Genomic DNA, 24,835 nt, shown 5'->3' with positions numbered 1-24,835 from the left:
CCTCGCCCCGAACACATGCTGAAGGAGGTACCCGGTGGCACCACAACGTGAATGGTTTGAGAAGGACTACTACGACGCGCTGGGCGTCTCCCCCACAGCGACGGCAAAAGAGATCACCAGCGCCTACCGCAAGCTGGCGCGCCGAAATCACCCCGACGCCAACCCGGACGACCCCAAGGCCGAGGAGCGCTTCAAAAAGATCTCCGCCGCCTACGACGTGGTGGGCGATGAGTCCAAGCGAACCGAATACGACGAGGTTCGCAAGCTGGCCGCCACCGGCGCGGGGCCCGACGGGTTCGGAGGCGGAGGCTTCGGTGGGTTCTCCCCCGGCGGCATGGGCTTCGACGGCGCCCAGGCAGGTGACCTTGGTGATTTGTTTGGCGGACTGTTCAACCGGGGGGCACCCGGAGGCGGACGTCGAACGCGACCTGCCAAGGGCGCCGACCTGCTCACCGACGTCCATCTCAGCTTCGAGGACGCCGTCCGGGGGCTGACCACCGGGGTTCAACTTGGCACCGACGCCCCCTGCCCCGATTGCAAGGGAACCGGGGCTGCTCAAGGCACCACCCCGCGCATCTGCCCCGAGTGCAACGGTCAGGGCGTCACCCAGGAGAATCAGGGGTTCTTCGGCTTCAGTCGCCCCTGCGCAAAATGCAACGGGTCGAAACAACTGATCGACAATCCCTGTGCGCGCTGTCGAGGAAGCCGCAAGGTACGTCAACCTCGCGAAGTTCGTATCCGTATCCCCGGCGGCGTCAACGACGGCGCCACCATTCGGGTCGCAGGCAAGGGTGCCTCCGGCCCGGGCGGACCGGGCGACCTGATGGTGCGGGTGCACGTGGCGGCTCACCCCCGTTTCACCCGCGACGGCCTCAACCTAAAACTCGGCGTGCCCATCTCCATCACCGAGGCGGCGCTCGGCACCAAGCTGCGCGTCACCACGCTGGACGGAACCGGTGTCACGCTTCGCATCCCAGAAGGCACTCCCACTCACAAGACCTTCAGGGTGAAGGGCCGCGGCGTGGAGACCCAAAAGGGCACCGGCGACCTGTTGGTGACCGTCGAGATCGCCACCCCAACAAACCTCACCACCGAACAACGAGCCCTTCTGGAACAACTCGAAGAGATCATCCCGTCGCCACGGAGCGCCGACGATGCTTGATCACCTGAGGAGGTGACCCCGTCATGCACGATCAGAACCGAGCCGTCTACGTGATCTCGGTGGCCGCCGAGTTGGCGGGAGTACATCCCCAGACGTTGCGCATCTACGAGCGCAAGGGCCTGGTGGATCCCGCCCGCACCGGCGGCGGCAGCCGTCGTTACAGCCAGTCCGATATCGATCTGCTCCGCCGTATTCAGGAGTTGACCAACGAGGGCCTGAACCTGATGGGAGTGCAACGGGTACTGGAACTCGAAACCGAACTCATGGCGGCCCGGGCAGAGACCGAAGCGCTCCGCGAACAGGCCAATCGGGCCCTCGCTGACACCCGTGCAGCGGCGGCGGAACAGCTCCGCGCCCAGCGGCGCGACCTGGTTCCGCTGCGCCAGGACGTGGTGCTCTACCGAGACAACCGGCCCGGCCGGACCCGCTGACACAGGTTGGCGCCGCAGCGACGACAACCCGCGCGCGAAACCAGGACCGCTCCGCCGTCCTGTGGGTGGGAGAGCCCGGTGATCGTGTCGAGACGGCGATCGTGAAGATCACGGCCTCGACATCGATGCATCCGGCTCACGCTTTGGACGGGGAATCGATCCCGATCTCGGCGCCATCAGAGCAGCTTGTGCCCCCCTCGATGACTTCTTGGGACCGGCTGACCGGTCCGACGATCACCCCGTAGGGCATCGCCCACTTCCCAGGATGAACGGATCGGCCGCAGGTGTCAACGTCCACTTTCTGACGAACCGTCAGCTGGTTGAGCCTTCTGGCGGTACGCGACACGCGAGCCGTGGTCCACCTCCTATGGTGGGGAGTGCCGTGGCCGGGGGGTCATGGCCAAACACGAGGAGGAAGCGGATGTCCCAACGGCATCAGAAGTCTCAGACCTCAGTCATTCCCGAGGCCCGAGAGGACCGTAAGCGGGAACATCGACGGTTGCGTCAGAAGGTCCGTCAGGACCTCCACGTCGCCGTCGAAGAGGGTGACGTGGAGGAGGTGGTGCTCGATCGGCCACACCCGACGCACGGCTACCGCGAGGACCACGAGATGCCAACCTCCAATGCGGTGCCGGCACCACCAAATCGCACCAAGCACTGGAAGCAGTCGTTCTGGAAGCGACGTAAGAACGAGCGTCGCCGCCGCGCCGCCGAGTTCAACGCCGCCGCCAACTGAGCGACCAGGCTCAGCGGTTTGAAAGATCACGAGGGGTCCGGAGTCGAAAGGTCGGCTCCGGACCTTTCGCTTGGCGGGCAGCTTCTGTAAGGTGAAACCTGAACCTAGAACAAGGTATGGATTTGCCCGTTGGCGACGTTCAACACTGCCAGGACCTTCCGGAGCGCCACCAACTACTGACGCCGCCAACGTGGGATTCGATCATGGACGAAGACTTTGAACCACCGGAGGTCGCCTACTCCGAAGAGCGGCCCCTGACGTCCAATCTTCCGGACGACGTCATCACCCCGATGGGCCAGGTGGACGCGTACGGCGCATTCGCCCGGGGCCTCGGCCGTGACACGCTGATCAAGATCATGATTGCAGCGTTCGTGCTGATCCTGATCGCGGTTACGATCGGCGCAATCTCTTCCTGAACACCGATCGGAAAGGCCTTGCCCATGGCCAAAATCGTGGTGTACTCGATGGCGTACCGGGGTGATGTGTTCCCGTACGTTCCGATTGCGTCCGGCCTCGCTCGAGCGGGCCACGACGTGGTCTTCGTCGTGCCGGAGGAGTACCACCCTCTCTTTGCAGCCGAGCCGTTCCGGTGTGCGTCATCGGGGACGGACTACGGCCCAAAGCTGCTCGACCAGCACGCACCGTACGTAGCTCGGTGGGGCAAACGCTTCGGTGGCGGCCTGATGTTGCACCTCTACTTCGGTGAACTCACCATCCCGTACCTACCGCAGCTACACGCGGCGCTGGAAGCAGAGGTGGCGGACGCCGATCTGCTGTTCTCGCATCCCGCGGCCGCAGTGAGCGGGTCGATGGCCGCCGAGCTCCATGACGTGCCGTTGGTTGTCGGGGACCTGTTCCCAATGATCATGTTGTCCGAGTACGACCCGATCAGCTCGCTGCCCTACCCGGGCCGCCGCGTCAACCGCATGCTGATTCGTGGAATGCGGTCTCGGCTGATGGACCCCATGTTCAGCGCCAAGGGTTTCCGGGCGTTCCGCCGGCAGCTTGGGCTGAGCAACGACGGCTGGAACGTGATGGACGCCCGGCTGTCCCCGTTGGCCAACCTGGCTCTGGTCCCGTCGGCCTACTACCCGCCCCGGCCCGATTGGCCCGACAACTACACGATGGTCGGGTTCACCCCCTGGGAAGGGCCCGATGGTGGACGGCTCGACAGCGAGGTGACCGAATTCCTCGACGCAGGTGACGCACCCGTCGTGGTGACCCTGGGCACCAGCGCCGCATCGGCGCAGCCACAGGTCTTCGACCAGGCCCTTGCCGCCCTGGATGCCCACCGGGAACGAGCCGTGGTCCTCGCATCCAACGACGACCTCGCAGCAGATCTTGCCCAACGCGTCGGCGCCCAACACCTCGTCCGCCCGTTCATCCCGCTCGCCCCGCTACTCCGCCGGTCCAAGGCCATCGTTCACTCCGGGGCTCACGGAACGAACAGCCTCGCGCTCCTCGCCGGTGTCCCGTCGGTGATCGCCCCCTGCCTCTTCGACCAGGTCGCACACGGCCGTCGCCAACAGGAGCTCGGCACAGGCGCCTGGGTTCGGAGGAAACGCGATCTACCCAAGGCCGTGGCTACGATCCTCAACCCCGCCAACGGCTACACCGAGCGAGCACAGGCGTTCTCCGAACAGATCTCCCAGGAGGACGGCACCGCCCGAACGATCACCGAGTTGGAACGCATCCTGGACTCGACGAGTTCCTGACAGGAACACCTCAAGAGACCACGAGGGACCTCAACCCGACCAAGCAGGTCGACGCCTCCTCACGCTGGAGGTCTCCTTGGTCTCATGGGGCCACAAGCCGTGCCGAGTTGCCGATCTGAGCATGCTTCGCCAGTCCCCTCGACGGTCGAGGCAACATCGGACATGACGGATCATGACCACCTCCGTGTGTCCAGGTTCAGCGTTGGGAAATGGCGATGCAACAGATGAGCATGCTCAAGTCGTTATGAGGGAGAACAGGTTGCCGGGATCGAGCCTTCCAGGAGGAAGCATGGCGGCCTATCGGGCTGCTGACACGCCGACCGGGCGGGGTGAGGTCAGGTGATGCGCCGTGAGGGTGCCTATCAGTCGTTGGTGTGGCGGTGGGGCCAACAGATCGACGCCGGCACGTTGGGCACCAAACGTCCCGGCCCTAAAGCGACAGGGAAGGACAAGGCGAAGATCCGGGTGCGGGAACTCGAAGCGCAGCTCGAACGGGCCAAAGACCGGATCCGCACCCTCGAGGAGCTGGTGATGACCCAGGGAACATGCTTGGCGCTGCACGTCGACGTGAGTGTCCACGGCGGCGCCACCTCCCCGAAGATCTAACGGGGCTCCCCGTTAGCTGTAGACCAGGGTGGCCACCCCGGAGGCACCTCGAAGTTCGTAGTGCTGGAGAGGGCCCGGCACCAAGGCGGCCCCGCCAATGCTCGTGCGCGTCGTCAGCAGCACCGCGTAACCGTTGAAGCTCACCGCCTCACCCTCAAGGTTCACCTGAGGAAGCACGACCTGCACCGTCTCCACCGAAAGGTCGGGTATGGCGACAAGTTCCGCATCAAGATGCCACCCGCCGGGGCCCTGCCTGATGGACACCATCCGTCCTTCGACACCGTCCACCGTGACCGACCCCAACGGTTGTCCGTCTATCGAGTTGGTGTCCAACATGCCTGAGAGTCCTTCACCGCTGAACTCAAAGTGGTTGGCCTGCTCAAATCGCTGCAGCTTTGTCATCGTGCCCCCCGAAATTCTGTCAACTCGAAGGGTAGATGGGAATCAGCGGATCCGAAAGGTGTTTTGTTGGTCGCTACTCCTGGACGAGCTCGATGAGGGTGCCGAAGCTGCCCTTGGGGTGCACGAAGGCCACCGTGGTGCCACGGGACCCTGGGCGGGGCTCCTTGTCGATCGCCGTGGCGCCGGCGGCAACCATCGAGGCCAAGGCCTCAGCGCAGTTGTCCACGCGGTAGCCGATGTGGTGCAGACCCTCGCCGCGCTTCTCGATCGACTTGGCGATCGGCGAATCGGGGCGGGTTGCGGCGGTCAACTGGATGTAGCTCTCGGCCACCTTCACCAGCGCCTCCTCGACCCCGTCGGACTCGACGATCTCCCGGTGTGCCACCTCGGCACCAAAGGCTTCGGCGTAGTAGGCGATCGCCGCGTCCAGGTCGCGAACAGCGATGGCGACGTGATCGATTTCGGTCAGCAACATGTGGGGGTCCTCTCGGTCGTGACGGGTGGCGGTGGCGGACGGGCCGCTCAGGCCTTTGAAGCGGCCATCCGTCGAAACAGGTTGATGCGGTCTTCGCCGACCGACTCGCGCTTCGCCCGGTCGGTGATGCCCAGGCCCTCCTCGGGCGCCAGGCACAACACACCCAGCTTGCCCTCGGCCTCGTTGCGGTGAACCTTCAGGGCGGCGTCGCCAACGTGATCCAACGCGAACACGTCCGACATCACCGGCACGATGGCACCGGTTCCAAGCAGCCGGTTCATCTCCCAGGCCTCCTGGTAGTTGGCGAAGTGCGACGAGATGATGCTCTTCAGCTTCATCCACAGGTGGCGGTTGTCGTACTCGATCATGTAGCCGCTGGTGGCGGCACAGGTGACGATCTTGCCGCCGCGCTTGGTGATGAACACCGACGCACCCATGGTGGAACGGCCCGGATGTTCGAAGACGATGTCCGGATCGTCGCCCAGCATGCCGCGCACCTGTTTGCCCAGGCGGCGCCACTCACGCTCGTCCTGGGTGTGCTCGTCGGACCAGAACCGGTAACCCTCGGCCTTGCGGTCGACGACGAACTCGCAACCCATTGCGTTGAGGAGCTCGGCCCGCTCAGGCGACGAAACCACACCCACCGGAGTGCCACCACCGTTGAGCACCAACTGGGTGGCGTAGGCGCCGATGCCGCCGGTGGCGCCCCAAATGAACACGTTGTCACCCTGCTTCATGCGAGCGGCGTTGTCACCCACCAGCATTCGGTAGGACGTGGACGCACACAGTGCATTGACCGCCGACTCCTCCCAACTGAGGTGGGTGGGCTTGGGCATCAGCTGATTGGCCTTCACGATCGACAGGTCGGCCAGACCACCGAAGTTGGTTTCAAAGCCCCAGATTCGCTGGTTGGCCGCCTGCATCGAATCGTTGTGTGCCGAATGGTCTTGATCATCCACGTGGTTGCAGTGCACCGTCACCCGGTCGCCGGGCTTCCAGTTGCGCACGGCCGACCCCACCTTCACCACCACGCCGGAGGCATCCGAGCCGACCACGTGGTAATCGAGGGCGTGACGCTTGCCCCACACCGACTCCTTGCCCAAACGGTCGAGGAACGCAAAGGTCGGGAGCGGCTCAAAGATCGACGTCCACACCGTGTTGAAGTTGATCGAGCTGGCCATGACCGCCAGGTACACCTCGTCGGGGGCCAGCTCGGGTGTGGCCACCTCGTCGACGTGCAGGGTTTCGCGGGGGTCCTTATCGGCCGACTCGTAACCGTCCCACATCGCCTGCTCCTCGCGCAGCACGTGTGCCGCCCGGTAGCTCTCGGGAATGGCCAGGTTGGCGATGTCCTCGCCGGAGGCGTCGGACTGGATGGCGTCGAGAATCTCCTGCATTCGTGCAAGGTTACTGGTCGGTAGCTTCGACCATCGAACTCCGACCTCACCTCGCGGGCACAAAAGTCGCGTTGAAGTCGTCGTGGTTCACCACAACGCACGTGATCGACACGGGGGGTAGGTTGGGCACAAGGGGGAAGCCATGAACGTCAACGACGTACTCAAGGGCAAAACAGCAGTTGCGGGAAACTCGGGCCCGGTCGCCACGGTCAAGCCGGACGACACCGTGGCCGACGCGGTAGCGGCGCTGCGTGAGCACAACATCGGCGCGCTGGTGGTCACCTCCGACGGGTCGAGCATCGTTGGCGTCATCTCCGAACGCGATGTGGTCCGGCGCCTGGCCGAGGAGTCAACCAATGTGCTGGCTCGCACCGTCTCCGAGGTGATGAGCACCGAGCTACGCACCTGCGCGATGACCGACGAGCTGGCGGATCTGGCACGTCAGATGACCGATAGCCGCATTCGCCATCTCATCGTCACCACCGACGACGAGATGGTGGGCATCATCTCCATTGGCGATGTGGTGAAGTCGCGGCTCGACCAGCTCGAGTATGAGAAGGCCCGCTTGGCCGAAGAGAACGAGCAGATCACCGAGTACATCCAGACCGGACGCTGACCATCTAGCTTCGCAATCATGCTTGCTGTTGCCGCCGTCTCGCAGTCATCTCACGACCCACTGAGTGGACTGGAGGTGGGCGAACGACCCGAACCGGAGGTGCCCGAGGGTTGGACCACGGTGGAGCTTCGGGCGGCCACGCTGAACCATCACGACCTGTGGTCGCTTCAGGGGGTCGGGCTTCCTGCCGACCGGCTGCCAATGATCCTGGGCTGCGATGGTGCCGGGCTGGACGCCGAAGGCAATGAGGTGGTGGTGCACGCGCTGGTGGGCGACCACAACTGGCGCGGCGACGAAACCTTCGACCCCAAGCGCTCGATCCTGTCGGAACGCCACCCTGGCACCTTCGCCCAGCGGGTGGCCGTACCCAAGCGCAACCTGGTGCCCAAGCCGGCGTCACTCAGCTTCGAGGAGGCTGCGTGCCTCCCAACGGCCTGGCTCACCGCGTACCGCATGCTGACCACGCGGAGCGGCATTGCCCCCGGATCTGCGCTTCCCCCTGGAAGCACGGTGCTGGTGCAGGGCGCCGGTGGAGGCGTGGCCACTGCGCTCGTCGCGCTCGGCTCGGCGATGGGCCTGCGCATGTGGGTCACCTCGCGCGACGAGGCCAAGGGTGCCTCCGCCGTCGACCAACTGGGCGCCGATGCCCACTTCCCCTCGGGTGCGCGCCTGCCCCACAAGGTGGATGCCGTCATGGAGACCGTGGGTGCAGCCACGTGGGGGCATTCGATTCGTTCACTGCGGCCGGGTGGCACCGTCGTGGTCTGCGGGGCCACCAGCGGCGATCCCTCCCCTGCCGAGATGACCCGCATCTTCTTCCTCCAACTGTCGGTGATCGGCTCCACCATGGGCACCCGCGACGAGCTGGAACGACTGCTATCGTTCCTCGACGTCACCGGGGTTCGTCCAATCGTCGATGCCTCCTACCCCTTGGCCGACGCCGCCGGCGCGTTCGCCAAACTGCACGAGGGCGACGTGTTCGGCAAGCTCGCCCTCACCATGGGCTGAAGTGGCCGGGGTGACCCGCCGAGTTACCGGCGGGTAACGTGGCAGGTCCGACAGGACGTCTCGCGCACACAGCGCCCCAAAACGCACTCTGGGAGTTTCCATGGCAGGTTCAGTCATCCTCGGCGGAGCACGCACTCCGTTCGGCAAGTTCTCCGGCTCGCTCGCCGGGTTCTCCGGCGCAGAGCTGGGGGGCAAGGCCATCGCTGGCGCCCTCGAGCGCACCGGCATCTCAGCCGATCAGGTCGACTACGTACTGATGGGCCAGGTGCTCCAGGCAGGCGCAGGCCAGATCACGGCCCGCCAGGCAGCAGTCGCCGCCGGCATCGGCCTCGATGTGCCCGCGACCACCATCAACAAGGTGTGTCTCTCCGGCATCAACACGATCATGCTGGCCGACCTCCTCATCCAGGCGGGAGAGGCAGAGATTGTCGTCGCCGGGGGCATGGAGTCGATGACCAATGCTCCGTACCTGCTGCGCGAGGCCCGCTCGGGCATGCGAATGGGTGACAAGACCGTCGTCGACTCGATGATGCACGACTCCCTCTTCTGCGCCATCGATGAGCTGGCCATGGGCGCATCCACCGAAAAGTACGCCGCCGCAGCCGGCCTGAACCGCGACGTCCAGGACAATCTGTCGGCCCAGAGCCACGAACGCGCCGCCGCCGCCCAAAAGGACGGCAAGTTCGACAACGAGATCATCCCGGTGGCGATTCCTCAGCGTAAGGGCGACCCGATCTTGTTGGAGGCCGACGAGGGCGTGCGTCCTGGCACCACCGCCGAGTCGCTGGGCAAGCTGCGCCCGGCATTCGCCAAGGACGGCAACATCACGGCGGGCAACGCCTCACAGATCTCCGACGGCGGCGCCGCCGTCATCGTGTGCTCGGCTGCCAAGGCCAAGGAGTTGGGCCTCACCCCGTTGGGCGAGATCGTGTCGATCGGCCAGGTTGCAGGCCCCGATGCCTCGCTGATCTCCCAGCCCGCCCAGGCGATCAAGGCCGCACTGGCCAAGGCCAACCTGGCGGTTGAGGACGTCGATCTGTTCGAGCTCAACGAGGCCTTCGCCGCCGTCGGTTGTCAGTCGATGAACGACCTGGGTATCTCCGACGACATCGTCAACGTCAACGGCGGGGCGATCGCCATTGGCCACCCGGTGGGCGTGTCCGGCACCCGAATCGTTTTGACGCTGCTCAACGAGTTGCAGCGGCGTGGCGGTGGCACTGGTGCCGCTGCGCTGTGCGGCGGTGGCGGCCAGGGCGACGCCATGATCGTCCGCACCGTCTGAGCCGACCGAGTTCTCCAACCCTGGGGTAGACGAGGCGTCGCCGGCGACGATCACACGTGCGCGCTCGCAGACGGCACCGTCTCATGCTGGGGCCTCAATAGCGCCGGGCAGTTGGGCGACACCACCAACAACGGCATCAACACGGCCAATCCCACTCCAACACCGGTCGCCTGGCTCGACCAAATTCGGCGCCCCCCGGTTGATCAGGCGGTGCCGCCAACGGAGGGCGGAGCTTCGGTTGCGGTCGGCTCTGGTGATGGCGGAACGGCCGGTGATCCGCCGACGTGGGTGCGGCCCTCCAGGGCACGCCCCAAAGTGAGCTCGTCGGCATACTCCAGGTCGCCGCCCACCGGCAGGCCGCTGGCGATGCGGCTGACCTCCAGGCCGGGTAGGTCCAGCAACCGGCTGAGATACAGCGCCGTGGCCTCACCCTCAAGGTTTGGGTTGGTGCACAGAATCACCTCGGTGATGTCCTCCTCGCCGATACGAGCGACCAACTCACGGATGTGTAGCCGGTCCGGCCCGATGCCGCGGAGATGGTCGATGGCGCCGCCGAGCACGTGATAGCGACCCGAGTAGGTGCCGGTGCGCTCCACCGCCACCACGTCCTTGGGCTCCTCCACCACACACAGCACGTGTGCGTCGCGGCGGTCGTCGTCGCACACGCCGCACAACTCCGCCTCGGACACATTGAAGCAGCGCTCACAAAACCGCACCTTGTCCTTCACCTCGATGATCGCCCGAGTGAGACGCATGGCCTCCTCCCGATCGGCATCCAGCAGATAGAAGGCAATGCGCTGGGCCGACTTGGGGCCGACCCCCGGCAGACGCCCCAACGAGTCGATCAGTTCCTGAATCGGTGCGGCATAGGTGGGCACCGGCCTTAGGCCTCGCCGTCGACCGCACCAGGAAACGCGTCGCTTTCAGGTCCGCCGCCGAGACCCAACGCCGACGGGTCGAGCCCCATCGACGACAGGTCCAGTCCAGCCATCGGGTCAGCCGCCTGGTGGGAGCGTCCCACCTCTGCCACTGCGTCGCGCCATGCGGCAAGGATGAGATCCTCCAGCATTTCGGTCTCGGCCGGATCGACCACCTCGGGGTTGAGCCTCACGCTGACCGGCAAGAAGTCGCCGGTGATCGTTACGAGCACCTTGCCGCCCCCGGCGCTGCCCTCCACCTCGGTGGCGGCCAGCGCGTTCTGGGCTTCGGCCATCTGCTGTTGCATCTCCTGGGCCGTCTCCATCAGCGAACCCAGGTCCAGACCGCCCAGCAACGCCGCCATCGGGTCGGCATCGACGTCCGCCAGATCAGCATCGGCACCTGCCGGATTGGCGCTGTGATGGTCGTTGCCGGGTATCTCGGGTGTGGTCACGTCAGCTCCGGGGCGGGTTGGCCCAAGTTGGTGGATGGCGATGCAGGGCGGGGTTCACGTTACGTCGGCCGCCTCGGCGGGCCACGCAGGAGTCACTTGTCGTCGGGTGCGATCAACTCGGCGCCCGGAAACGCCTCCAGAAGCCGATTGGCGGCGCTCAGCGGTGGGTCGGCGTCCTCCAGGTCGGCCACCACCAGCCCGTCGTACTCGGAGTTGTCGGCCCATTCGGCCTCATCGGCATCGTCGCCGCCGCGAGGTGCCGGACCGCCATCGTGGGCGCTGCGCCCGTGTCGGCCAGAAGCATCACGCTCGGCGCCCGGGCTACCGGCGCTTCCCGTTCCGGCCACCAGCTTGAACGACACCCGGCGACCCGCCGCCCCAGCGAGCACCTCGCCAAACTCACCCTGACGAGACTGGGCCCGCTCCATGATGGCTGGATTGTCCAGCCTGAACTCCAGCGTGTCGCCCGTGTCGTCAAAGTGACCGACGAACAATGCCCGCGTGATGGGCTTCAGCTTTGACAACACTTCGTCGAGCAGGCCGTTCAGACGGTCGGCCTCGCCCAATGCAGCTGCCCCGGGTGCGTCAGGCAGGCTGTCGGGCTGGGCCTGGCCGGAGGGCGTGGTCGGCGGTGCCGGGGCCGTCGGCGCTGCTGGGGCGGTCGGCGCAAGCGGCACTATGGGGGCGGTCGGCGCGGTCGGCGCTATGGGGGCGGTCGGCGCAGCTGTCGCTATGGGGGCGGTTGGGGCGGTCGGCGCCGCTTCGCCGTCACTGCGATCAACCAGCGGGCGTGCGGGGTCGAGGCCCTGATCGGCTGATCTGGCGCCTTGAGGCGGGTTGGGCCGACGACGCCGGGGGGGCGGAGGCGGCTCGGCCGCGGGGTCGACGGTGATCGGTTCTGCCCTTGGAGCCTCCTTGCCGGTCTTGGCCCGCAGCATCTCCCTGGCCTCCTCCACCTTGGCTTTGTGGCTGTCCGGAGCGGCGCCTCCGCTAGGACTTCGGGGCGGCCGCGCTGCGGCGGGGGTATCCACGTCCGGCCGCCCTTGAGCGGCTTCTGGCGCCACAGCCCCAGAATCGGCTGCACTTTCACCGGCGGGACCTGCAGGTGCTGCACGAGTCGCAGGTGCTGCGGGAGGCACCGGCGCCGAGGAAGTAGGCGGCGAGGCTAAGGGAGGTGCCCCTGACCCGGGGGCAGCGATCACCGGGGCCGCACCCCCTGCCAGCGCCCGCTCCAGCGCCTCCACCCGCTCGGCCAGTGCATCCATCGACAGGTTCGCGCTCGGCGCCGTCAGCCGCACCAGCGCCACTTCAAGGGGCACCCGCGGATCGGACGCCTGGCGCATGTCGACCAGGGCCGACCCAAGTTGTTCCAGCGCCCGGGTGAGGCGGGCCGGTCCGAAACGTCGAGCCTGGTCGGTGAGTTCCTCTCGGTCCCCCTCGGCCACGTTGGCCCCATCGACACCCATGGTGAGGAGAAAGAGGTCGCGGAGATCGGCCACCAGTGCCTCGGCGAGCACCCTGGGGTCGCTGCCCTGGCCGAGCGCGTCGGCGACCGACGCCAAAACAGCACCGGTGTCGCGTTCCACCAACGCCGCCACCAGCCCGGCCGATGGCTCCTCGCGCGGCACCACGCCGCCTCCGGCCACTACCTGGTCGAGGGCGGAGAGGGTGTCACGGGCCGAGCCGCGACCTTGGCGAACCACGTAGGCGATGGCGTCGTCCTCGACGGTGAGGTCAGCCTCGTCGATCACCCAGCGGACGTAGTCCTCCAACTCGCCCGGCGACAGCAGTTCAAAGTTGAAGTGCTGGGTGCGGCTCTTGATCGTGGGCAGAACCTTCTGCGGGTCGGTGGTGGCCAGCACGAAGATGACGTGCGGCGGCGGCTCCTCCAGCGTCTTCAGCAATGCGTTCGAGGCCGCACCCGACAGCATGTGCACCTCATCGAGGATGTACACCTTGTTGCGGCCCGCCGTGCCCAGGGCCGCTCGGCTGACCAGGTCACGCATGGCGTCCACACCGTTGTTGGACGCCGCGTCCAACTCGTGCAGGTCCATCGACGTGCCGGCCTCCATGGCCCGGCAACTGTCGCACTCGCCGCACGGCTCACCGTCGACAAGGTTGGTGCAGTTCAGCGCCCGGCCCAGGATGCGGGCGGTCGAGGTTTTGCCGCAACCTCGCGGGCCGCTGAACATGTAGGCGTGCCCCACCGTGTCGCTGCGCACAGCATTGCGAAGGGCCACCGTGATGTGATCCTGGCCCCGCACCTCGGCGAACGTGCTGGGACGGAAGCGGCGGTACAGGGACTGGTAGGTCACGCCGCGAGGATACAAGGGGCGCCGAGGTGGGCCGTCCGATCAGCACGGCGGTCGGCCGCTACGGCGTACCCCGCCGTGCGGGTCCCGACGAGGGACGACCAGGCGGTCTGCGGCACTCCGAACGCTCCGCTGAGGGCTGCTGCCTTCCGGCCCTGACCCGGTTCACGGGGTTCGGTCGCACAGGACCCGGTCGTCCCACGTCGGGACCCGCCTCGTCCCCAACGGGTGGGGGCTTGGCGTGGTGCACACGATATCGTGTTGAAGCGCAGAACATGCCAACGGCTCCGGTCGTGGTCGGTTCAGCCAACCAGGAGAGGTGCGAGAGCGGCCGAATCGGCACGCTTGGAAAGCGTGTGAGGGGCAACCCTCCGTGGGTTCAAATCCCACCCTCTCCGCTCAAGTGAGTTGCAAGACATTCACGAGAGTTCAGCGAAGCCCCCGGACCACGTTCGGGGGCTTCCTCATACCTGGTTGGATTCGACGTAGGTGCGAAACCTGCGAAGCATCGCCCGGTTGACCGGTCCCATCGCCGGGCCGGTCACTGGAGCAAACCGCGCCGACACCCCGGCGAGGGTCATGGCCATGGTCCACTCCACCAACGACCGCCCATCGCGCAGGTCGGTCACCACGTAGTCCTCGGCGAAGGCGGTGGGGCCGCCCTTGATCGTCTGGTTGAACCGAAAAGCCATGCGGCGGAACGGCTCCCAGGCGATGAACTCCTCGTGGCCCACCATTCCGGCGCGCATCCACACCGTTCGGGTGGAGCCGACCTCCAAGGGGAAGGGTGAGGTCCAGTCCACCGACGTGATGGGATACGCCCAGCGACTCCACGAGTCGGCATCCAGAAAGACGTCGAAGATGCGCTCCGGCGTGGCGGCCACCACCTGGGTCGCCTGTACAACGACCGGAGCGGTCTCGAAGTAGTCCAACCCCACCCGTTCGCACTCGATGAGTTCCTTGGTCGGCAACGGTCACCTCGTAGGTCGACGAACCAGACATCGTAACGTTCACCCAACTCCACACAAGCGCCCGTTCCCGGCGTTCGCGTCCTCCATGGCCCAGTACGCGCGCTCCCCGACATGCCTGCGGGGGTCACCCTCCCATCAGATCCATCAGGGTGACCATCATCAGTGACTCCTGACACCGTAACAAAGGTTGCAATTCTGTAACCAGAACGTAAAGTAGCGACTCTTCAAACAACCCACACGGCCGCAGCATGCCGCCCCCAACCTCAGCACTGTCGCTGGCCGGGGGTATCGGCGCCGCAGCGGACCGTCCGCCATCAGCCGATGGCACCAACCCCCTGGAGGCAACTCCCATGACCACCCCCCTCAACATTCGCCGCGCCTTTGCCGCAGGAGCCGTCCTCCTGCTGGCCGCAACCGGCTGTGTCTCAGCGCCCCGCGGGCGCACCACGTCCCGCTACCAGGCAGGCGCCGCGTCGTACTACACACAGGCTGGCGGACCGGTGTCCTTCCCCCGGGTACGCACTTCCAATGGCTGTGCCCACCGGACCGCCGCACCCGGCACCCTCCTGCACCTACGTCGGGGCGACCGCACCGCCACCTGCGTGGTCAACGACCGCGGCCCGTTTGTTGGTGGACGCATCGTCGATCTGCAGCCACAGCAGTTCCGTCAGCTCGGGCCCATCTCCGCTGGGGTGCTCCGTGGCATCGAAGTTCGCTACTGAGCAACACCGCAGCCGCCCGTTCGTCGGGCAGCACCGGTAAACACCAAGGCGCCCCGGGGCAACCGCTCCGGGGCGCCGTTGTGTCCAGGCAGCTCCTCGGGCCCAGACCGTTTGGCGCCCCGCACGGGACCGCGTAGGGTTGTCCGCTCAACACATGCGCTCGTAGCTCAATTGGATAGAGCACCTGACTACGGATCAGGAGGTTGGGGGTTCGAGTCCCTCCGAGCGCACTGAAGATCTGCGACGTCAGGCGGCCTCGGTCGCCGTCGTCAAACCTGTGTCAAACAGCAGGGCAAGGTGAACCTACCGACGCCGAGTGATCCTTGTACCGGAGCGACCACACCAGTTGGGCTCAGCCTTTGCGATGGCCAGTGCCGCTATAGAAACATCGTCCCTTCACTGGCCCGCACGCAGAAAGTGGCTCGGCGGTTCCAATGTGGCGGTGCTACGGGCGGCGCGAACCCGATGAGATCACCCACATAACGCCGGTTTTGCGGCGCGGCATCTGTCGACTCCATCCGCGAATATCGATTGCGATTTCAGCGCTCTGAATGGATCCGATGGTCGTGATCATCGTCAGCGTGAGTGATTGAGTCCCGCCGGATGGTGTAGTTCGGTTGTGCGGTCCCCAGGGATTTCAGGTTCGGGGTGCTGCTGGGAGTGAGGCTATCGATCCTCCTGGTCGGTGGTGATGGTGGCGAGGGATCCGGCGGCGATGTAGCGCCGTCCGGAGGACATCTTTTCGTCGTTGACCTCGACGAGGAGCGCGCCGACGAGGCGGATGACCGACTCGGTGTTGGGGAGGATCTGGACGACGTCGGTGCGTCGTTTCGGTTCCCGGTTCAGTCGCTCGATCGGTTGTTCGACCACGGTCCGGCGTTGGGTTCGGTCGACTTCGGGGTCGGGTTGAGCGAAGATCGTGCGGATCAACGCGGCGATCATCAGGCGATGCTGGTGTTTGCCGACAGCGAGCAGGTTCCGCATGGCATGAACGCGGCATCGCTACCAGCCGGAGCTTTGGAACACCCTGCAGATCGCGGCTTTGAGGCCGGCGTGGGCGTCGGAGATCACCAGGCGGACCCCGTGCGGCCTCTCACGGTCCGCATTTCAAGCAGATTCCGCGGTGACGCTTGGTCGACCTTCTGACTACGGATCCGAAGGTTGGGGATCGCCGCTCGGCGATGTCTAGCTCTGCATGAATTGTCGGGGTGCCGACCCAAGCTCGGATCGAAACGCTGCGACGAAGGAACTGGGGGAGGAATAGCCGACGGTGACGGCGACTCGCGTCACGCTGTCGCCTTGGGAGAGCAGAGACACGGCAGCGAGCACGCGGGCCCGTCGACGCCACTGGCCAAGGCTCATGCGTGTCTCTGACTTGAAGCGCCTCTCGATCGTTCTCCGACTGGCACCGACAGCTCGTCCCAGATCGTCCAGAACCACCGCCGGGTCCGCCATGATCGATGATGCGACGACACGGGCTACCGGGTCGACTGGGAGCGGCAGGTGCAGTGGCGCGTTAACGGTGCTCGCCAGCCGATCAGCCAGCAGGGTGATCGTCGCGTGGTCCGCTGGGACTTCAAGGTTCATGGGGGCCGTCGAAATGGCATGACCAAGCAGTTCGCGTGTCAGCGTGGTCAGGTTGACGACCCGAACATCATCGCCAAGAGCATCGAGTCGTTCGTCGACGTAGAGGCACCTGATTGTAGTTCGACGTGCTGTCTCGATCCGCACATGGGTCCCATCGGGGACACACAGGGCCGTGTGGGTCGGGATGGTCCAGGCTTGGGCCTCGGTGATGGCGGTGAAGAGCCCGAGGTGGGCAAAGACGAGATAGTCCCAACCGGGTTGCGTTGGAAGCGCGACGCGTCCGGGGGGATGGGTGATCGAGTAGCTGCGCACCCGAGGTGGTACGTGGCGAGAATCCGACATCATTGGTCGAAGTGTAGGAAGTCGCCAACCGGGTCGTTGCGCGACGATGGCGCGCATGAACCCGAAACTGACCCACTTCGCGATCAACGCCGATGATGTCGATGCCACCCAGGCGTTCTACAGAGCGGTCTTCGGCTGGCAGTTCCAGGACTATGGGCCCCCAGGATTCGTGCAGATCCTGGATGCTTCCGGCTCGGCCCCAATTGGGGCGATTCAGCAGCGCCGTCAGCTTCTCGACGATGAACCGACCCGCGGGTTTGAGTGCACCTTCGGCGTCGACGACGTGGAGGCGGTCCGCGAACGGGTGCTGGCGGCCGGAGGCAGAATCTTGATGGAGAAGTTCACGATCTCGAAGGTGGGAACCCTTATCGCGTTCGAGGACCCGGGCGGCAACCCCGCCCTTGCCATGGAGTATGACGACGATGCCGAGTAGTTCTCCGTCCGGCCCTGACCTGAACTAGGTCTGCCGATCGTGAAATCTGGCAAACTGCCGTCGACGAGCCGAACGTCAGTTGTCCTCGGCGAGCAGGAGCATCAGCGACTCCACCTCTTCTCGACAAACCTGGCAGCCGGTCAGGTGCGCCGTCATCGCCAGCAACCACTCGAAGTCGGTTGTTGGCGAGCAGTCGACGTACTCATCGAGGTGCTCGAAGCACTCATCGCACGACATCCACGGTCGGGCGTCCACCACGAACTGCCGCGCCTGCGCATCGCTGAGTTGCGGTGACGGATTGAGGGTCATGAGGTCACCTGCTCTGCGATCGGCCCGCCGAAGTAGCCTGCTGCGGTGAGGTGGGCCCGAAGACGGGCCCGGGCTTCGAAGACGGTTTTGTAGAGAGCATTTCGGTTGGTGCCCATCCGTTCGGCAAGGACGTCGATAGGGACCCCCTCGACCAGCAGGGCGACGGCCACTTTGCGTTGGTGCGGGGTGAGAACCGTCTCGATGGCGGTCTCCACGGCTCGGGCGAACTCGAGGTGCTCGACGTGTTGTTCGGGGGAGGTGAATGCACCGGCAAACTCGGGCAGGTTGTCGAGGTTGACCTCACGATGGCGCCACATGTTGCGACGCACTTCGTTGGAGGCATACAGGATGCCGAACTTGTAGGCCCACGTCGTGAACCGGCTCCGCCCCTCGAACGAGGCGAGCTTGCCGAGGGCCGCGACGGTCGCCTCGTCCGCCGCCTGCTTGACGATCTCGTCCACCCGGACGCCTCCGATGACCGGAAGGTCCGGCGACATGTAGGCCACCTGGTGATGGGCCGCCTTGGTCATCAATGCGTGCAGCCGCCGCACCGCCGCGTCGTAGGCAGGTCCTCCGGCGAGGAACAACTCGGGCCACACCTGATTGGAACCGTCGGGCACCGACACGGTTGGTGCAGGCGAGTCGAGGAGTTGGCTGGCAATGCGTTCAGGCACAGGCACTCGGTCCTTGCTCCAAGTTGGGTCCGTCCCACCAGTATCACTGAACGACCATCGACTCGCAATGGCGAATGGGTGGCTGCGGGGGTGTGGTGCGGCTCCGCAGAAAGTTGGCGCAGCGCGGTAAGAACCTGCCGGGGCGGCACACCTACTTGTTGTGACCAACCGAACCCACCCGATGTTCGAACCGCACATTGTCAGTGGGCAGCGACTGGCCTGCGACCGGAACTCGTTCCGGCGCCCAACGAGAAAAAAGGACCTCCACTCATGAACATCCATCGCTCCAACCGCCAGGACGACTCACGCCGCCAAATACCACGTCGTCTCAGCGCGGTCGGCGTTGCCGTCGTGTTTTCAGCGAGCCTGCTCGCCGGTTGCCACTCCGGCCACAACAGCGCCCCGCCGCCCACGGATGCTCCTCCCACCACGACGGTCCCCGTTGACACCACGATGCCTCCGATGACGCCCGGTACTCGCAATGCTTCGGAGAACGCCCTGTACCAAGGCATGCAGACCCTGTGGATGCAGCACATGGAGTGGACGTACGCCGCCGTCGCCGCCTTTGCGGTGGACTCGCCCGGATTTCCAGCCACCGCCGACCGGCTGCTGCAGAACCAGGTGGACATCGGCAACGCGGTCCGGTCCTTCTACGGCGATGCCGGCGCCGACCAGCTGACGACGCTGCTTCAGGAGCACATCACGGGTGCCGTGGCCGTGTTGACCGCTGCCAAGGCCGGTGACTCGGCAGGGCTCGATCAGGCCGTGGCCGCCGAATATGCCAACGCCAAGGCGATCGGCGACTTCCTGGCCGATGCCAACCCGACGAACTGGCCGAAGGCGGACATGGAGGCGATGATGGCAACCCACATCGACCAGACCCTGGTCTATGCCACCGACATGCTCCAGGGCGACTACAGCCAGGCCATCGCCAACTACGGCCTGGCTGAGGCGCACATGGTTGAGATGGCCGACATGCTGAGCGCCGGGGTGATCGCCCAGTTCCCTGACAGGTTCATGGCGTAGCAACCGTCCATCCCCGCGACCGGGGTATCGACCTGCACCCACCGGGTAGGCGCCGGCTGCACAGCAGCCGGCGCTGCGCCCGTTCCGGGGCAGTCGGCACAGACGTCAGCTGGAGCGACGAGACCTTCGCGTGGCGCCGACCATCGCCAGCCCGCCGATGAACAACACCAGGCCGGCAAACAGCAGGGTCCCGTTGTCCGACCCGGTCGTCGCCAAGGCAAGCGGACGTGTCTGGGACGGGGCGGCTGGGGCCGGCGCTGGGGTTAGAGGCCGAAGCGTTACCTGCCTCGCCGCTGGGGGCGTAGCTGCCGGCGGCACCAACACCGGTGTGGAACCGCGGGGTGACGCCACCATCGGATCTGCGGCCGACGCCACCGACGAAGCGGCCGTGGTTCTGGGCGTCGCTGCACCACGGACAGCGGCCGGGGCCGTGGTGGGCGGGGTCGTGGCTACCGGAGTTGTCGTGAGCGGGGTTTTCGTGGCTGGGTTGGTGGTCGACGTCGTGGTCGGAGCCGGAGTCGTCGTGGACGGGATCACGGTTGACGTCGTGGTGGTTGGCTCGACTTTTGCCGTGTTGGTGACGACCAGGGTGTGGTCCTGGCCGTTGGGGAAGGGAACCGCATCGAACGCAGAGTCGATGGGCGACCCGTTGAGCGTCTCGCTGACCGTCCAGCCTGCGCCGGGGTCGATCTCGTGAGCGTTACAGACCTGGTACTCGACGGGAAGGTCCACCGACTTCGATTCGCCATCGTGAAGGCTGAACGTGTCGACCACGGTGTCCGGACCGATGAGGTCGTTCGGGTGACAGACCACCTCGAAGTTGAAGGCCGGGTTGCCAGTACCGCCCACCACGACTTTGGACACGGTGACCTGATTCGGCGGTGAACAGTCCACCACGGCGTCGATACCGTCGAGCAACACGCCGTCGGCGAAGGCCTCGGCTTTGAGCTGAACATCCTCGAAGACCGGCTTGGATTCGATGGCCGGGTCAGCCATGTTCTTGACGCCGGTCTTCATGATGTCGGGTCCGTAGGAGTCCACGAAGGTGAAGTCGACGGGAACCTGACTGTCGTTCTGGTAGGTGTACTCGAGTCGTGGGACCTCCCCAGGAAACGACGGGCAGATCACCGCCACGGTGGCCTCCGGGTTCGACTGACAGTCGACCGCTGGAACCTTCAACGAGAAATCCACACCGGGACCATCGATGGATGTGATCGTGATCGTCCCTTCATGACCCTCCGGGAACGCATGGCTCAATTCCCCCGGGTTGTCAGCGACATCGAAGGAGTACGACCCGCCGTCTTGAATGTTGCCATCCAGCGTGTCGTTCCAATCGGCAAAGAAAGTTGCGGTACCCGCACCCTCGTTGGTCATCAAGATGCTGACAAGCAGACCGCCTTCGACGCACTGCTGATTGGACGTGACCTTTGGGATCGGATCGAACTCGACAGCGCCGGCGCTCAGCGAGAACGCGAACAGTGCTCCGACGAACAGGGCGATCACCCCCAGCGATCCAAGCACTCTGCGGGAGGGGCGGATGGGCACGTTCTTCGGACTGACGCCATGAGGTTCCACGACGACACTGTCCGCCATCGTCGGTCCGATGTGATGAGTAGACACTGCTCATTGTCCCGCGCCGGGTGCACCCTCAGGTGCTGCCGAGTACCGATGCCAGCTGATCTCGCCCGGTCACCCCAAGCTTCGCGTACACCCGTTGCAGATGGTTGTCCACGGTGCGGACCGATAGATAGAGACGCCCGGCAATTTCCCGGCTGGACGCCCCCTGACCAGCCAGCGCTGCGATCTCGCGTTCACGTTTACTCAGGGGAACGACGGCCTCGATGGTGGCCAGCCCGGGGGTGACCGCACCGGGGCATCGGGCCGCGATTGCCTGGGAACGGCCGGCCTCCCGGGCCCCCGACCGTTGATCGCCACCACGCCGGAATGCATCGGCAGCGGACCCGGCGGCTTCGGCCGCAGCCAGATCCAAGCCGAGACCCTCCAGCTGTTTCGAGGCCTCGACCAACGCCGACGGGTCGCCGGACTCGAGCGCGGCGACGTGGAGAGCCCGAACGGAGATGAGCAGGCTGTCCGAGGCTGCTTCCAGGTTGCGGAGATGCGCGCTGATGCCGGTGGCGCCGAGACGTGCAGCGTCATGCCACAACCACGCGGCCGACGCTCGGTTGGATGCAGCGGCAGCTCGCTCGGCCTCGTCCAGCAGGATTGCCCGGGCCTGGGCGGGCCCTCCCCCGGCCGAGACGGCCCACGCGCGACCGATCGCCTGATCGGCAGCGAGAAACCCGAACGGCGGGAGCGAGTCCAACTCCTCGACCGCCGTGGCGGCGGCTACGTCGTGGCCGAGGGTCGCTTCGGCGACGGCCTCCCCGGCAACAGCCAGACGTAACGGTCCCCGGAATCGATGCAGGCGAGCAGTGGATGCACCCTCGCGGTACCAGGACCGACTGTCGGCGATGCGCCCCCGCAGTAGCTCGATCTTGCCCAACATGATGGCGAACCAGATCTGGGCCACAGGGATACGGTCGGCGACGGCGACGTCGTAACCGGCCCGCGACAGCTCCTCGGCCTCGCCGAGCCGACCTGCTTCGATGAGGCCGAATGCCTGGTTGACCACGTGGGTCCCTGGGTGGGCAAGGCCGACGGGTTGAGGGAGGCCGAGATGGTCGATGAGCCCCGCCTCGGCGACCGCGATTGCCTCGTTCGGTCGCCCCACCAATGCCAAAGCGGTGCTGCGGTCTATCGCCACCTGAACGGCCACGGCAGGAATGGGGGACGAAATTCCATCCAACAAGTCGAGTGCCAGCTGAGGCCGACCGGAGAACAGCATGACCGACGCTTCTGCGGTGGTCAGCTCGGCGGCGACTTCGGGCCCCGCCTCTACCCGTGCATCGATCACCACCTGGAGGGCGCCCTGCCAGTCGCACAACCCCCACTGGAGGTTCTTCGCCCGGGTGGTGGCGCGCTGGGCGAGGTGGAGCGATGAGGTTCCGTTGGCGGCCGGTTCTGCCAGAACAGCCTCTGCCTCCTCGAAATCCCCCAATTCGTAAAGCGCTTCACCAAGCAGGACAGCGGCCCCGACGGATGGATCCTGCCTGCGCAGGGAGCCCGCCAAACGCGCGACCCCACCAAAGTCGTTGGCGTTGCGGGCGACGTGCGCCGCCTGGCGCAAGAAGACGGGATCCGGGTCACCGCCACCGTCAAGAAGCCAGGTGGCCACCCGCCGCGGATCCTCCCGCCGTCGAGCACCTAGTGATGCGGTGGACTCGGCAACCGCAAGCAGGATCGCCTGGCGGTCCGTCGCAGTCATATTGGCGCGCAGCACCTCGCCGTAGAGGGGGTGTGCCAACACCAACTGATGACGCAGCCCATCCACCACCTGACGCACCAGGCCGGCCCGCTCCAGGGCAACAACGTCCGCACGGGACACATCATCGATCAACTCGGCAATGCCGAGCGGTGCGCACAGGGCCAACTGGTTGAGGATGGAGCGGGCATCGTCGGTGAGCGCTGCGAGACGAGCGCCGAGTAGATCGTGGAGCCGCTGACTGTGCCCCAGAGCTCCGACCAGACGCCAGGTCCCGGTGTCTGGTCGGAGCTGACCATCGGCCAGCGCGAGGTGGACCAATTCGCGCAACACCAACGGGTTGCCATCGCTCGCCTCATGAAACGACAGCACCGCATCGGCTCCGACCGGCCCCGCCAGGCTTGTCTCGAGGACCTCCCGGGTTGCGGTTTTGCTGAGGTCGCCGACGTCGATTCGGACGGCGTCCGGGGTGCGCCACCAGCCGGCCACCGCATCGGGAAGTGGCTCGCCATCGCGGATGGTGGCCACCACCATCACCACGCCGGCAGCGATGAGTTGGGTCAGCAGGACCGCCGAGGACACGTCCAGATTGTGGGCGTCGTCGACGAGGATCACCGGCCGCGAAGTGCCGAGGGTGGCCATGGCCCGACGAGCACTCTCGAACAGCGCACCCGGCGCGCTCGACGCATCAACATCCGCCGGCAGGACCGGTGCCATGGCACCAAGGGGCATGGTCGCCGCCGCTGCACTGGCCAGCACCCGCGCGGTGGGGTGACCCATTTCGTCGGCCGAGGCCAGAAAGGTATCGGCAAGCCTGCTCTTGCCCACCCCTGCCTCTCCGTAGAGCACGACCGCCGCACAGGTGGGCCGCGACAGCGCACGTTCGAATGCTTCGAGCTCGATCGCCCGCCCGATCAGTGGCCACTCGCCCAGCGGGGGTACTGCCCTCGAAGCTGACACCACGGCCCCCTTCGCTGTCCGCCTGGTGACACTACCGCGGTGCTCAATCTCGACAGGGCGGTGGATGAGCAGTCGTTACTCATGACCTCTTCGCTGGCTCGGCGCAGAGTTCATTCGACGGCCGGATCGACCGGTCGCCGGTAGAGGAGGCAGTTTCATCATGGGAATCTTCAAAGACATCAAGGGGCTGACGGACATGGCGCATGCAGCCCCCGGGCTGATCGCCCAAACGGGTCAACTGGCCGAAGCGGCGAAGGCCAACGGCGCCGCCCAGCAGGCTGCAGGGGCGCAGTACCTGAACCAGGCACCCAGCATGGCACCGCCATCGGCAGACGGGACCGAAGCGATTGCCGGAGTGGACCTGGTGCTCTACGTCACCATCTCCCGGTCTTTTGCCGAGGTTGGCTACGACCAGGCGCGAGGGCCGGAACTGGCCGCTCGACACGGCGTCGGTGCGGCTCAGTGGCAGATGGCCATGGACGGGTGGAACGCCCGCATCGCCTCCGACCCAGCGGTGGCCTCGGCGTTCAACACGCTCTACACCGGACGCTGAAATGGGGCTCTTCAAAGACATCGGGGACACCAAGCGGGCAGCGAAGAAGCTGAGCCGCGACACACCACCGGTGGGCGTCCGCCTCGCCGAGATGAATCAGAGGATGGCTGCGCACACCAACGCGTTGACGTCCTCCACCGTCGGCCTGGCTGCATCCTCGGCACAAACCATCCCGACGGAGGCTCAGGTGGTCTCCGCCGAACCAACCGGGCATCTCAACGGAGACCCGATCGTCACGGTCTCGGTGCTCGTCCTGATGAACGGCGCACCACCCATCCCGATCACCCAGTCGGTGGTGGTGCCCGCCATCCAGCAGCACCGGTTGCAGCCCGGTGTGCGGTTGCCGGCCCGCGTCAACCCCCACCGCATCGAGGAGTTCGCCCTGGACTGGACCGCTGCCGTCTGACCTTGCGAAGCGAGCG

26 protein-coding genes, 2 tRNA genes, 1 other RNA gene and 2 pseudogenes are annotated in these 24,835 nt (G+C 65.9%); 17 read left to right on the top strand and 14 right to left on the bottom strand.

The features are described 5' to 3' along the window. Nucleotides 1–34 precede the first annotated feature (34 nt). The 6 genes from dnaJ to MPARV_RS0115185 all read left to right on the top strand — a co-directional run bounded on the left by dnaJ (nucleotide 35) and on the right by MPARV_RS0115185 (nucleotide 4,650). Complete coding sequence (gene dnaJ / locus MPARV_RS0115220) at nucleotides 35–1,162, top strand: molecular chaperone DnaJ (RefSeq protein ID WP_020378903.1); 1,128 nt, start codon at nucleotides 35–37, stop codon at nucleotides 1,160–1,162. A 23-nt stretch (nucleotides 1,163–1,185) separates the two neighbouring features. Then, nucleotides 1,186–1,593 (top strand): heat shock protein transcriptional repressor HspR, encoded by a 408-nt coding sequence (locus MPARV_RS0115215; RefSeq protein ID WP_012224844.1) that lies wholly within the window; start codon nucleotides 1,186–1,188, stop codon nucleotides 1,591–1,593. Nucleotides 1,594–2,014: 421 nt separating this feature from the next. Continuing rightward, entirely contained in the window at nucleotides 2,015–2,329 is a 315-nt protein-coding gene (locus tag MPARV_RS24915) for a hypothetical protein (RefSeq protein WP_012224842.1), read from the top strand. Nucleotides 2,330–2,532: 203 nt separating this feature from the next. Continuing rightward, a complete protein-coding gene (locus MPARV_RS0115195) occupies nucleotides 2,533–2,745 on the top strand; it encodes a hypothetical protein (RefSeq protein WP_031278791.1) in 213 nt (70 codons plus the stop codon). 24 nt (nucleotides 2,746–2,769) lie between these two features. Further along, nucleotides 2,770–4,044, top strand: a complete 1,275-nt coding sequence (locus tag MPARV_RS0115190; RefSeq protein ID WP_020378900.1) for a glycosyltransferase — start codon at nucleotides 2,770–2,772, stop codon at nucleotides 4,042–4,044. Between the two features lie 342 nt (nucleotides 4,045–4,386). After that, nucleotides 4,387–4,650: a hypothetical protein gene (locus MPARV_RS0115185; RefSeq protein ID WP_020378899.1), complete on the top strand. Its 264-nt coding sequence runs from the start codon at nucleotides 4,387–4,389 to the stop codon at nucleotides 4,648–4,650. Between the two features lie 12 nt (nucleotides 4,651–4,662). On the opposite strand, the gene MPARV_RS0115180 is transcribed toward MPARV_RS0115185, so the two are convergent. The 3 genes from MPARV_RS0115180 to ccrA all read right to left on the bottom strand — a co-directional run bounded on the left by MPARV_RS0115180 (nucleotide 4,663) and on the right by ccrA (nucleotide 6,924). Next, nucleotides 4,663–5,052, bottom strand: a complete 390-nt coding sequence (locus MPARV_RS0115180; RefSeq protein WP_012224831.1) for a hypothetical protein — start codon at nucleotides 5,050–5,052, stop codon at nucleotides 4,663–4,665. 73 nt (nucleotides 5,053–5,125) lie between these two features. After that, complete coding sequence (mce, locus tag MPARV_RS0115175) at nucleotides 5,126–5,527, bottom strand: methylmalonyl-CoA epimerase (protein ID WP_012224830.1); 402 nt, start codon at nucleotides 5,525–5,527, stop codon at nucleotides 5,126–5,128. A 47-nt stretch (nucleotides 5,528–5,574) separates the two neighbouring features. Continuing rightward, on the bottom strand, nucleotides 5,575–6,924 hold the full coding sequence (gene ccrA / locus MPARV_RS0115170; RefSeq protein WP_012224829.1) for a crotonyl-CoA carboxylase/reductase: 1,350 nt from the start codon (nucleotides 6,922–6,924) through the stop codon (nucleotides 5,575–5,577). A 142-nt stretch (nucleotides 6,925–7,066) separates the two neighbouring features. Here ccrA and MPARV_RS0115165 point away from each other — a divergent pair, with 142 nt between their 5' ends. The 4 genes and pseudogenes from MPARV_RS0115165 to MPARV_RS26145 all read left to right on the top strand — a co-directional run. Next, nucleotides 7,067–7,540, top strand: a complete 474-nt coding sequence (locus tag MPARV_RS0115165) for a CBS domain-containing protein (protein ID WP_012224827.1) — start codon at nucleotides 7,067–7,069, stop codon at nucleotides 7,538–7,540. An 18-nt stretch (nucleotides 7,541–7,558) separates the two neighbouring features. Further along, complete coding sequence (locus MPARV_RS0115160; RefSeq protein WP_012224826.1) at nucleotides 7,559–8,548, top strand: zinc-binding dehydrogenase; 990 nt, start codon at nucleotides 7,559–7,561, stop codon at nucleotides 8,546–8,548. 100 nt (nucleotides 8,549–8,648) lie between these two features. Beyond that, on the top strand, nucleotides 8,649–9,830 hold the full coding sequence (locus MPARV_RS0115155; RefSeq protein WP_012224825.1) for an acetyl-CoA C-acetyltransferase: 1,182 nt from the start codon (nucleotides 8,649–8,651) through the stop codon (nucleotides 9,828–9,830). A 48-nt stretch (nucleotides 9,831–9,878) separates the two neighbouring features. Beyond that, a pseudogene (locus MPARV_RS26145) lies at nucleotides 9,879–9,932 on the top strand (hypothetical protein); the annotation flags it as partial. Between the two features lie 101 nt (nucleotides 9,933–10,033). On the opposite strand, the gene recR reads toward MPARV_RS26145, so the two are convergent. The 4 genes from recR to ffs all read right to left on the bottom strand — a co-directional run bounded on the left by recR (nucleotide 10,034) and on the right by ffs (nucleotide 13,709). After that, a complete protein-coding gene (gene recR, locus MPARV_RS0115150) occupies nucleotides 10,034–10,708 on the bottom strand; it encodes a recombination mediator RecR (protein ID WP_012224824.1) in 675 nt (224 codons plus the stop codon). 5 nt (nucleotides 10,709–10,713) lie between these two features. Then, nucleotides 10,714–11,202 carry a YbaB/EbfC family nucleoid-associated protein gene (locus MPARV_RS0115145; RefSeq protein ID WP_020378898.1) on the bottom strand — a complete coding sequence of 163 codons (489 nt, stop codon included), beginning with the start codon at nucleotides 11,200–11,202 and terminating at the stop codon, nucleotides 10,714–10,716. 92 nt (nucleotides 11,203–11,294) lie between these two features. Beyond that, a complete protein-coding gene (gene dnaX, locus MPARV_RS22945; protein ID WP_051012014.1) occupies nucleotides 11,295–13,517 on the bottom strand; it encodes a DNA polymerase III subunit gamma/tau in 2,223 nt (740 codons plus the stop codon). Nucleotides 13,518–13,610: 93 nt separating this feature from the next. After that, nucleotides 13,611–13,709: signal recognition particle sRNA small type (ffs, locus tag MPARV_RS23830), an RNA gene on the bottom strand. A gap of 118 nt (nucleotides 13,710–13,827) precedes the next feature. Here ffs and MPARV_RS0115135 point away from each other — a divergent pair. Further along, nucleotides 13,828–13,912 (top strand) — tRNA-Ser (locus MPARV_RS0115135). A gap of 66 nt (nucleotides 13,913–13,978) precedes the next feature. On the opposite strand, the gene MPARV_RS0115130 is transcribed toward MPARV_RS0115135, so the two are convergent. Further along, nucleotides 13,979–14,485: an SRPBCC family protein gene (locus MPARV_RS0115130; protein WP_012224820.1), complete on the bottom strand. Its 507-nt coding sequence runs from the start codon at nucleotides 14,483–14,485 to the stop codon at nucleotides 13,979–13,981. Between the two features lie 248 nt (nucleotides 14,486–14,733). Here MPARV_RS0115130 and MPARV_RS0115125 point away from each other — a divergent pair, with 248 nt between their 5' ends. Together MPARV_RS0115125 and MPARV_RS0115120 are read left to right on the top strand one after the other, a co-directional pair. Beyond that, nucleotides 14,734–15,207: a septal ring lytic transglycosylase RlpA family protein gene (locus tag MPARV_RS0115125; protein WP_012224818.1), complete on the top strand. Its 474-nt coding sequence runs from the start codon at nucleotides 14,734–14,736 to the stop codon at nucleotides 15,205–15,207. Nucleotides 15,208–15,363: 156 nt separating this feature from the next. After that, nucleotides 15,364–15,437: transfer RNA gene (locus MPARV_RS0115120), tRNA-Arg, on the top strand. 407 nt (nucleotides 15,438–15,844) lie between these two features. On the opposite strand, the pseudogene MPARV_RS25670 reads toward MPARV_RS0115120, so the two are convergent. Next, nucleotides 15,845–16,290, bottom strand: a pseudogene (locus MPARV_RS25670) (transposase); the annotation flags it as partial. A 102-nt stretch (nucleotides 16,291–16,392) separates the two neighbouring features. Continuing rightward, a complete protein-coding gene (locus tag MPARV_RS0115110) occupies nucleotides 16,393–17,139 on the bottom strand; it encodes a helix-turn-helix transcriptional regulator (protein WP_020378896.1) in 747 nt (248 codons plus the stop codon). Nucleotides 17,140–17,191: 52 nt separating this feature from the next. Here MPARV_RS0115110 and MPARV_RS0115105 point away from each other — a divergent pair, with 52 nt between their 5' ends. Further along, entirely contained in the window at nucleotides 17,192–17,569 is a 378-nt protein-coding gene (locus MPARV_RS0115105) for a VOC family protein (protein ID WP_020378895.1), read from the top strand. A 75-nt stretch (nucleotides 17,570–17,644) separates the two neighbouring features. Here MPARV_RS0115105 and MPARV_RS0115100 read toward each other — a convergent pair whose 3' ends face one another. Further along, nucleotides 17,645–17,878, bottom strand: a complete 234-nt coding sequence (locus tag MPARV_RS0115100; protein ID WP_020378894.1) for an anti-sigma factor — start codon at nucleotides 17,876–17,878, stop codon at nucleotides 17,645–17,647. Continuing rightward, entirely contained in the window at nucleotides 17,875–18,552 is a 678-nt protein-coding gene (locus MPARV_RS0115095; RefSeq protein WP_020378893.1) for an RNA polymerase sigma factor, read from the bottom strand. Before MPARV_RS0115095 ends, MPARV_RS0115100 begins: the two co-directional genes overlap by 4 nt. A 462-nt stretch (nucleotides 18,553–19,014) precedes the next feature. Between MPARV_RS0115095 and MPARV_RS0115090 the strand changes: the two genes are divergently transcribed. Beyond that, on the top strand, nucleotides 19,015–19,578 hold the full coding sequence (locus tag MPARV_RS0115090) for a hypothetical protein (protein WP_157789663.1): 564 nt from the start codon (nucleotides 19,015–19,017) through the stop codon (nucleotides 19,576–19,578). A 105-nt stretch (nucleotides 19,579–19,683) separates the two neighbouring features. Here MPARV_RS0115090 and MPARV_RS0115085 read toward each other — a convergent pair whose 3' ends face one another. Further along, complete coding sequence (locus tag MPARV_RS0115085; RefSeq protein WP_157789662.1) at nucleotides 19,684–21,153, bottom strand: hypothetical protein; 1,470 nt, start codon at nucleotides 21,151–21,153, stop codon at nucleotides 19,684–19,686. Between the two features lie 73 nt (nucleotides 21,154–21,226). Then, complete coding sequence (locus tag MPARV_RS25175; RefSeq protein ID WP_172636589.1) at nucleotides 21,227–23,860, bottom strand: LuxR C-terminal-related transcriptional regulator; 2,634 nt, start codon at nucleotides 23,858–23,860, stop codon at nucleotides 21,227–21,229. 160 nt (nucleotides 23,861–24,020) lie between these two features. Between MPARV_RS25175 and MPARV_RS0115075 the strand changes: the two genes are divergently transcribed. Together MPARV_RS0115075 and MPARV_RS0115070 are read left to right on the top strand one after the other, a co-directional pair. After that, nucleotides 24,021–24,413 (top strand): hypothetical protein, encoded by a 393-nt coding sequence (locus MPARV_RS0115075; RefSeq protein ID WP_012224800.1) that lies wholly within the window; start codon nucleotides 24,021–24,023, stop codon nucleotides 24,411–24,413. Nucleotide 24,414: 1 nt separating this feature from the next. After that, nucleotides 24,415–24,819, top strand: a complete 405-nt coding sequence (locus tag MPARV_RS0115070) for a hypothetical protein (RefSeq protein WP_012224799.1) — start codon at nucleotides 24,415–24,417, stop codon at nucleotides 24,817–24,819. Nucleotides 24,820–24,835: the final 16 nt, after the last annotated feature.

The sequence above is a fragment of the Candidatus Microthrix parvicella Bio17-1 genome, from assembly GCF_000299415.1.
Lineage (GTDB): Bacteria > Actinomycetota > Acidimicrobiia > Acidimicrobiales > Microtrichaceae > Microthrix > Microthrix parvicella.
The sequence above is the reverse complement of the archived record's forward strand: the minus strand, read 5'-3'. Positions and strand labels throughout refer to the sequence as shown.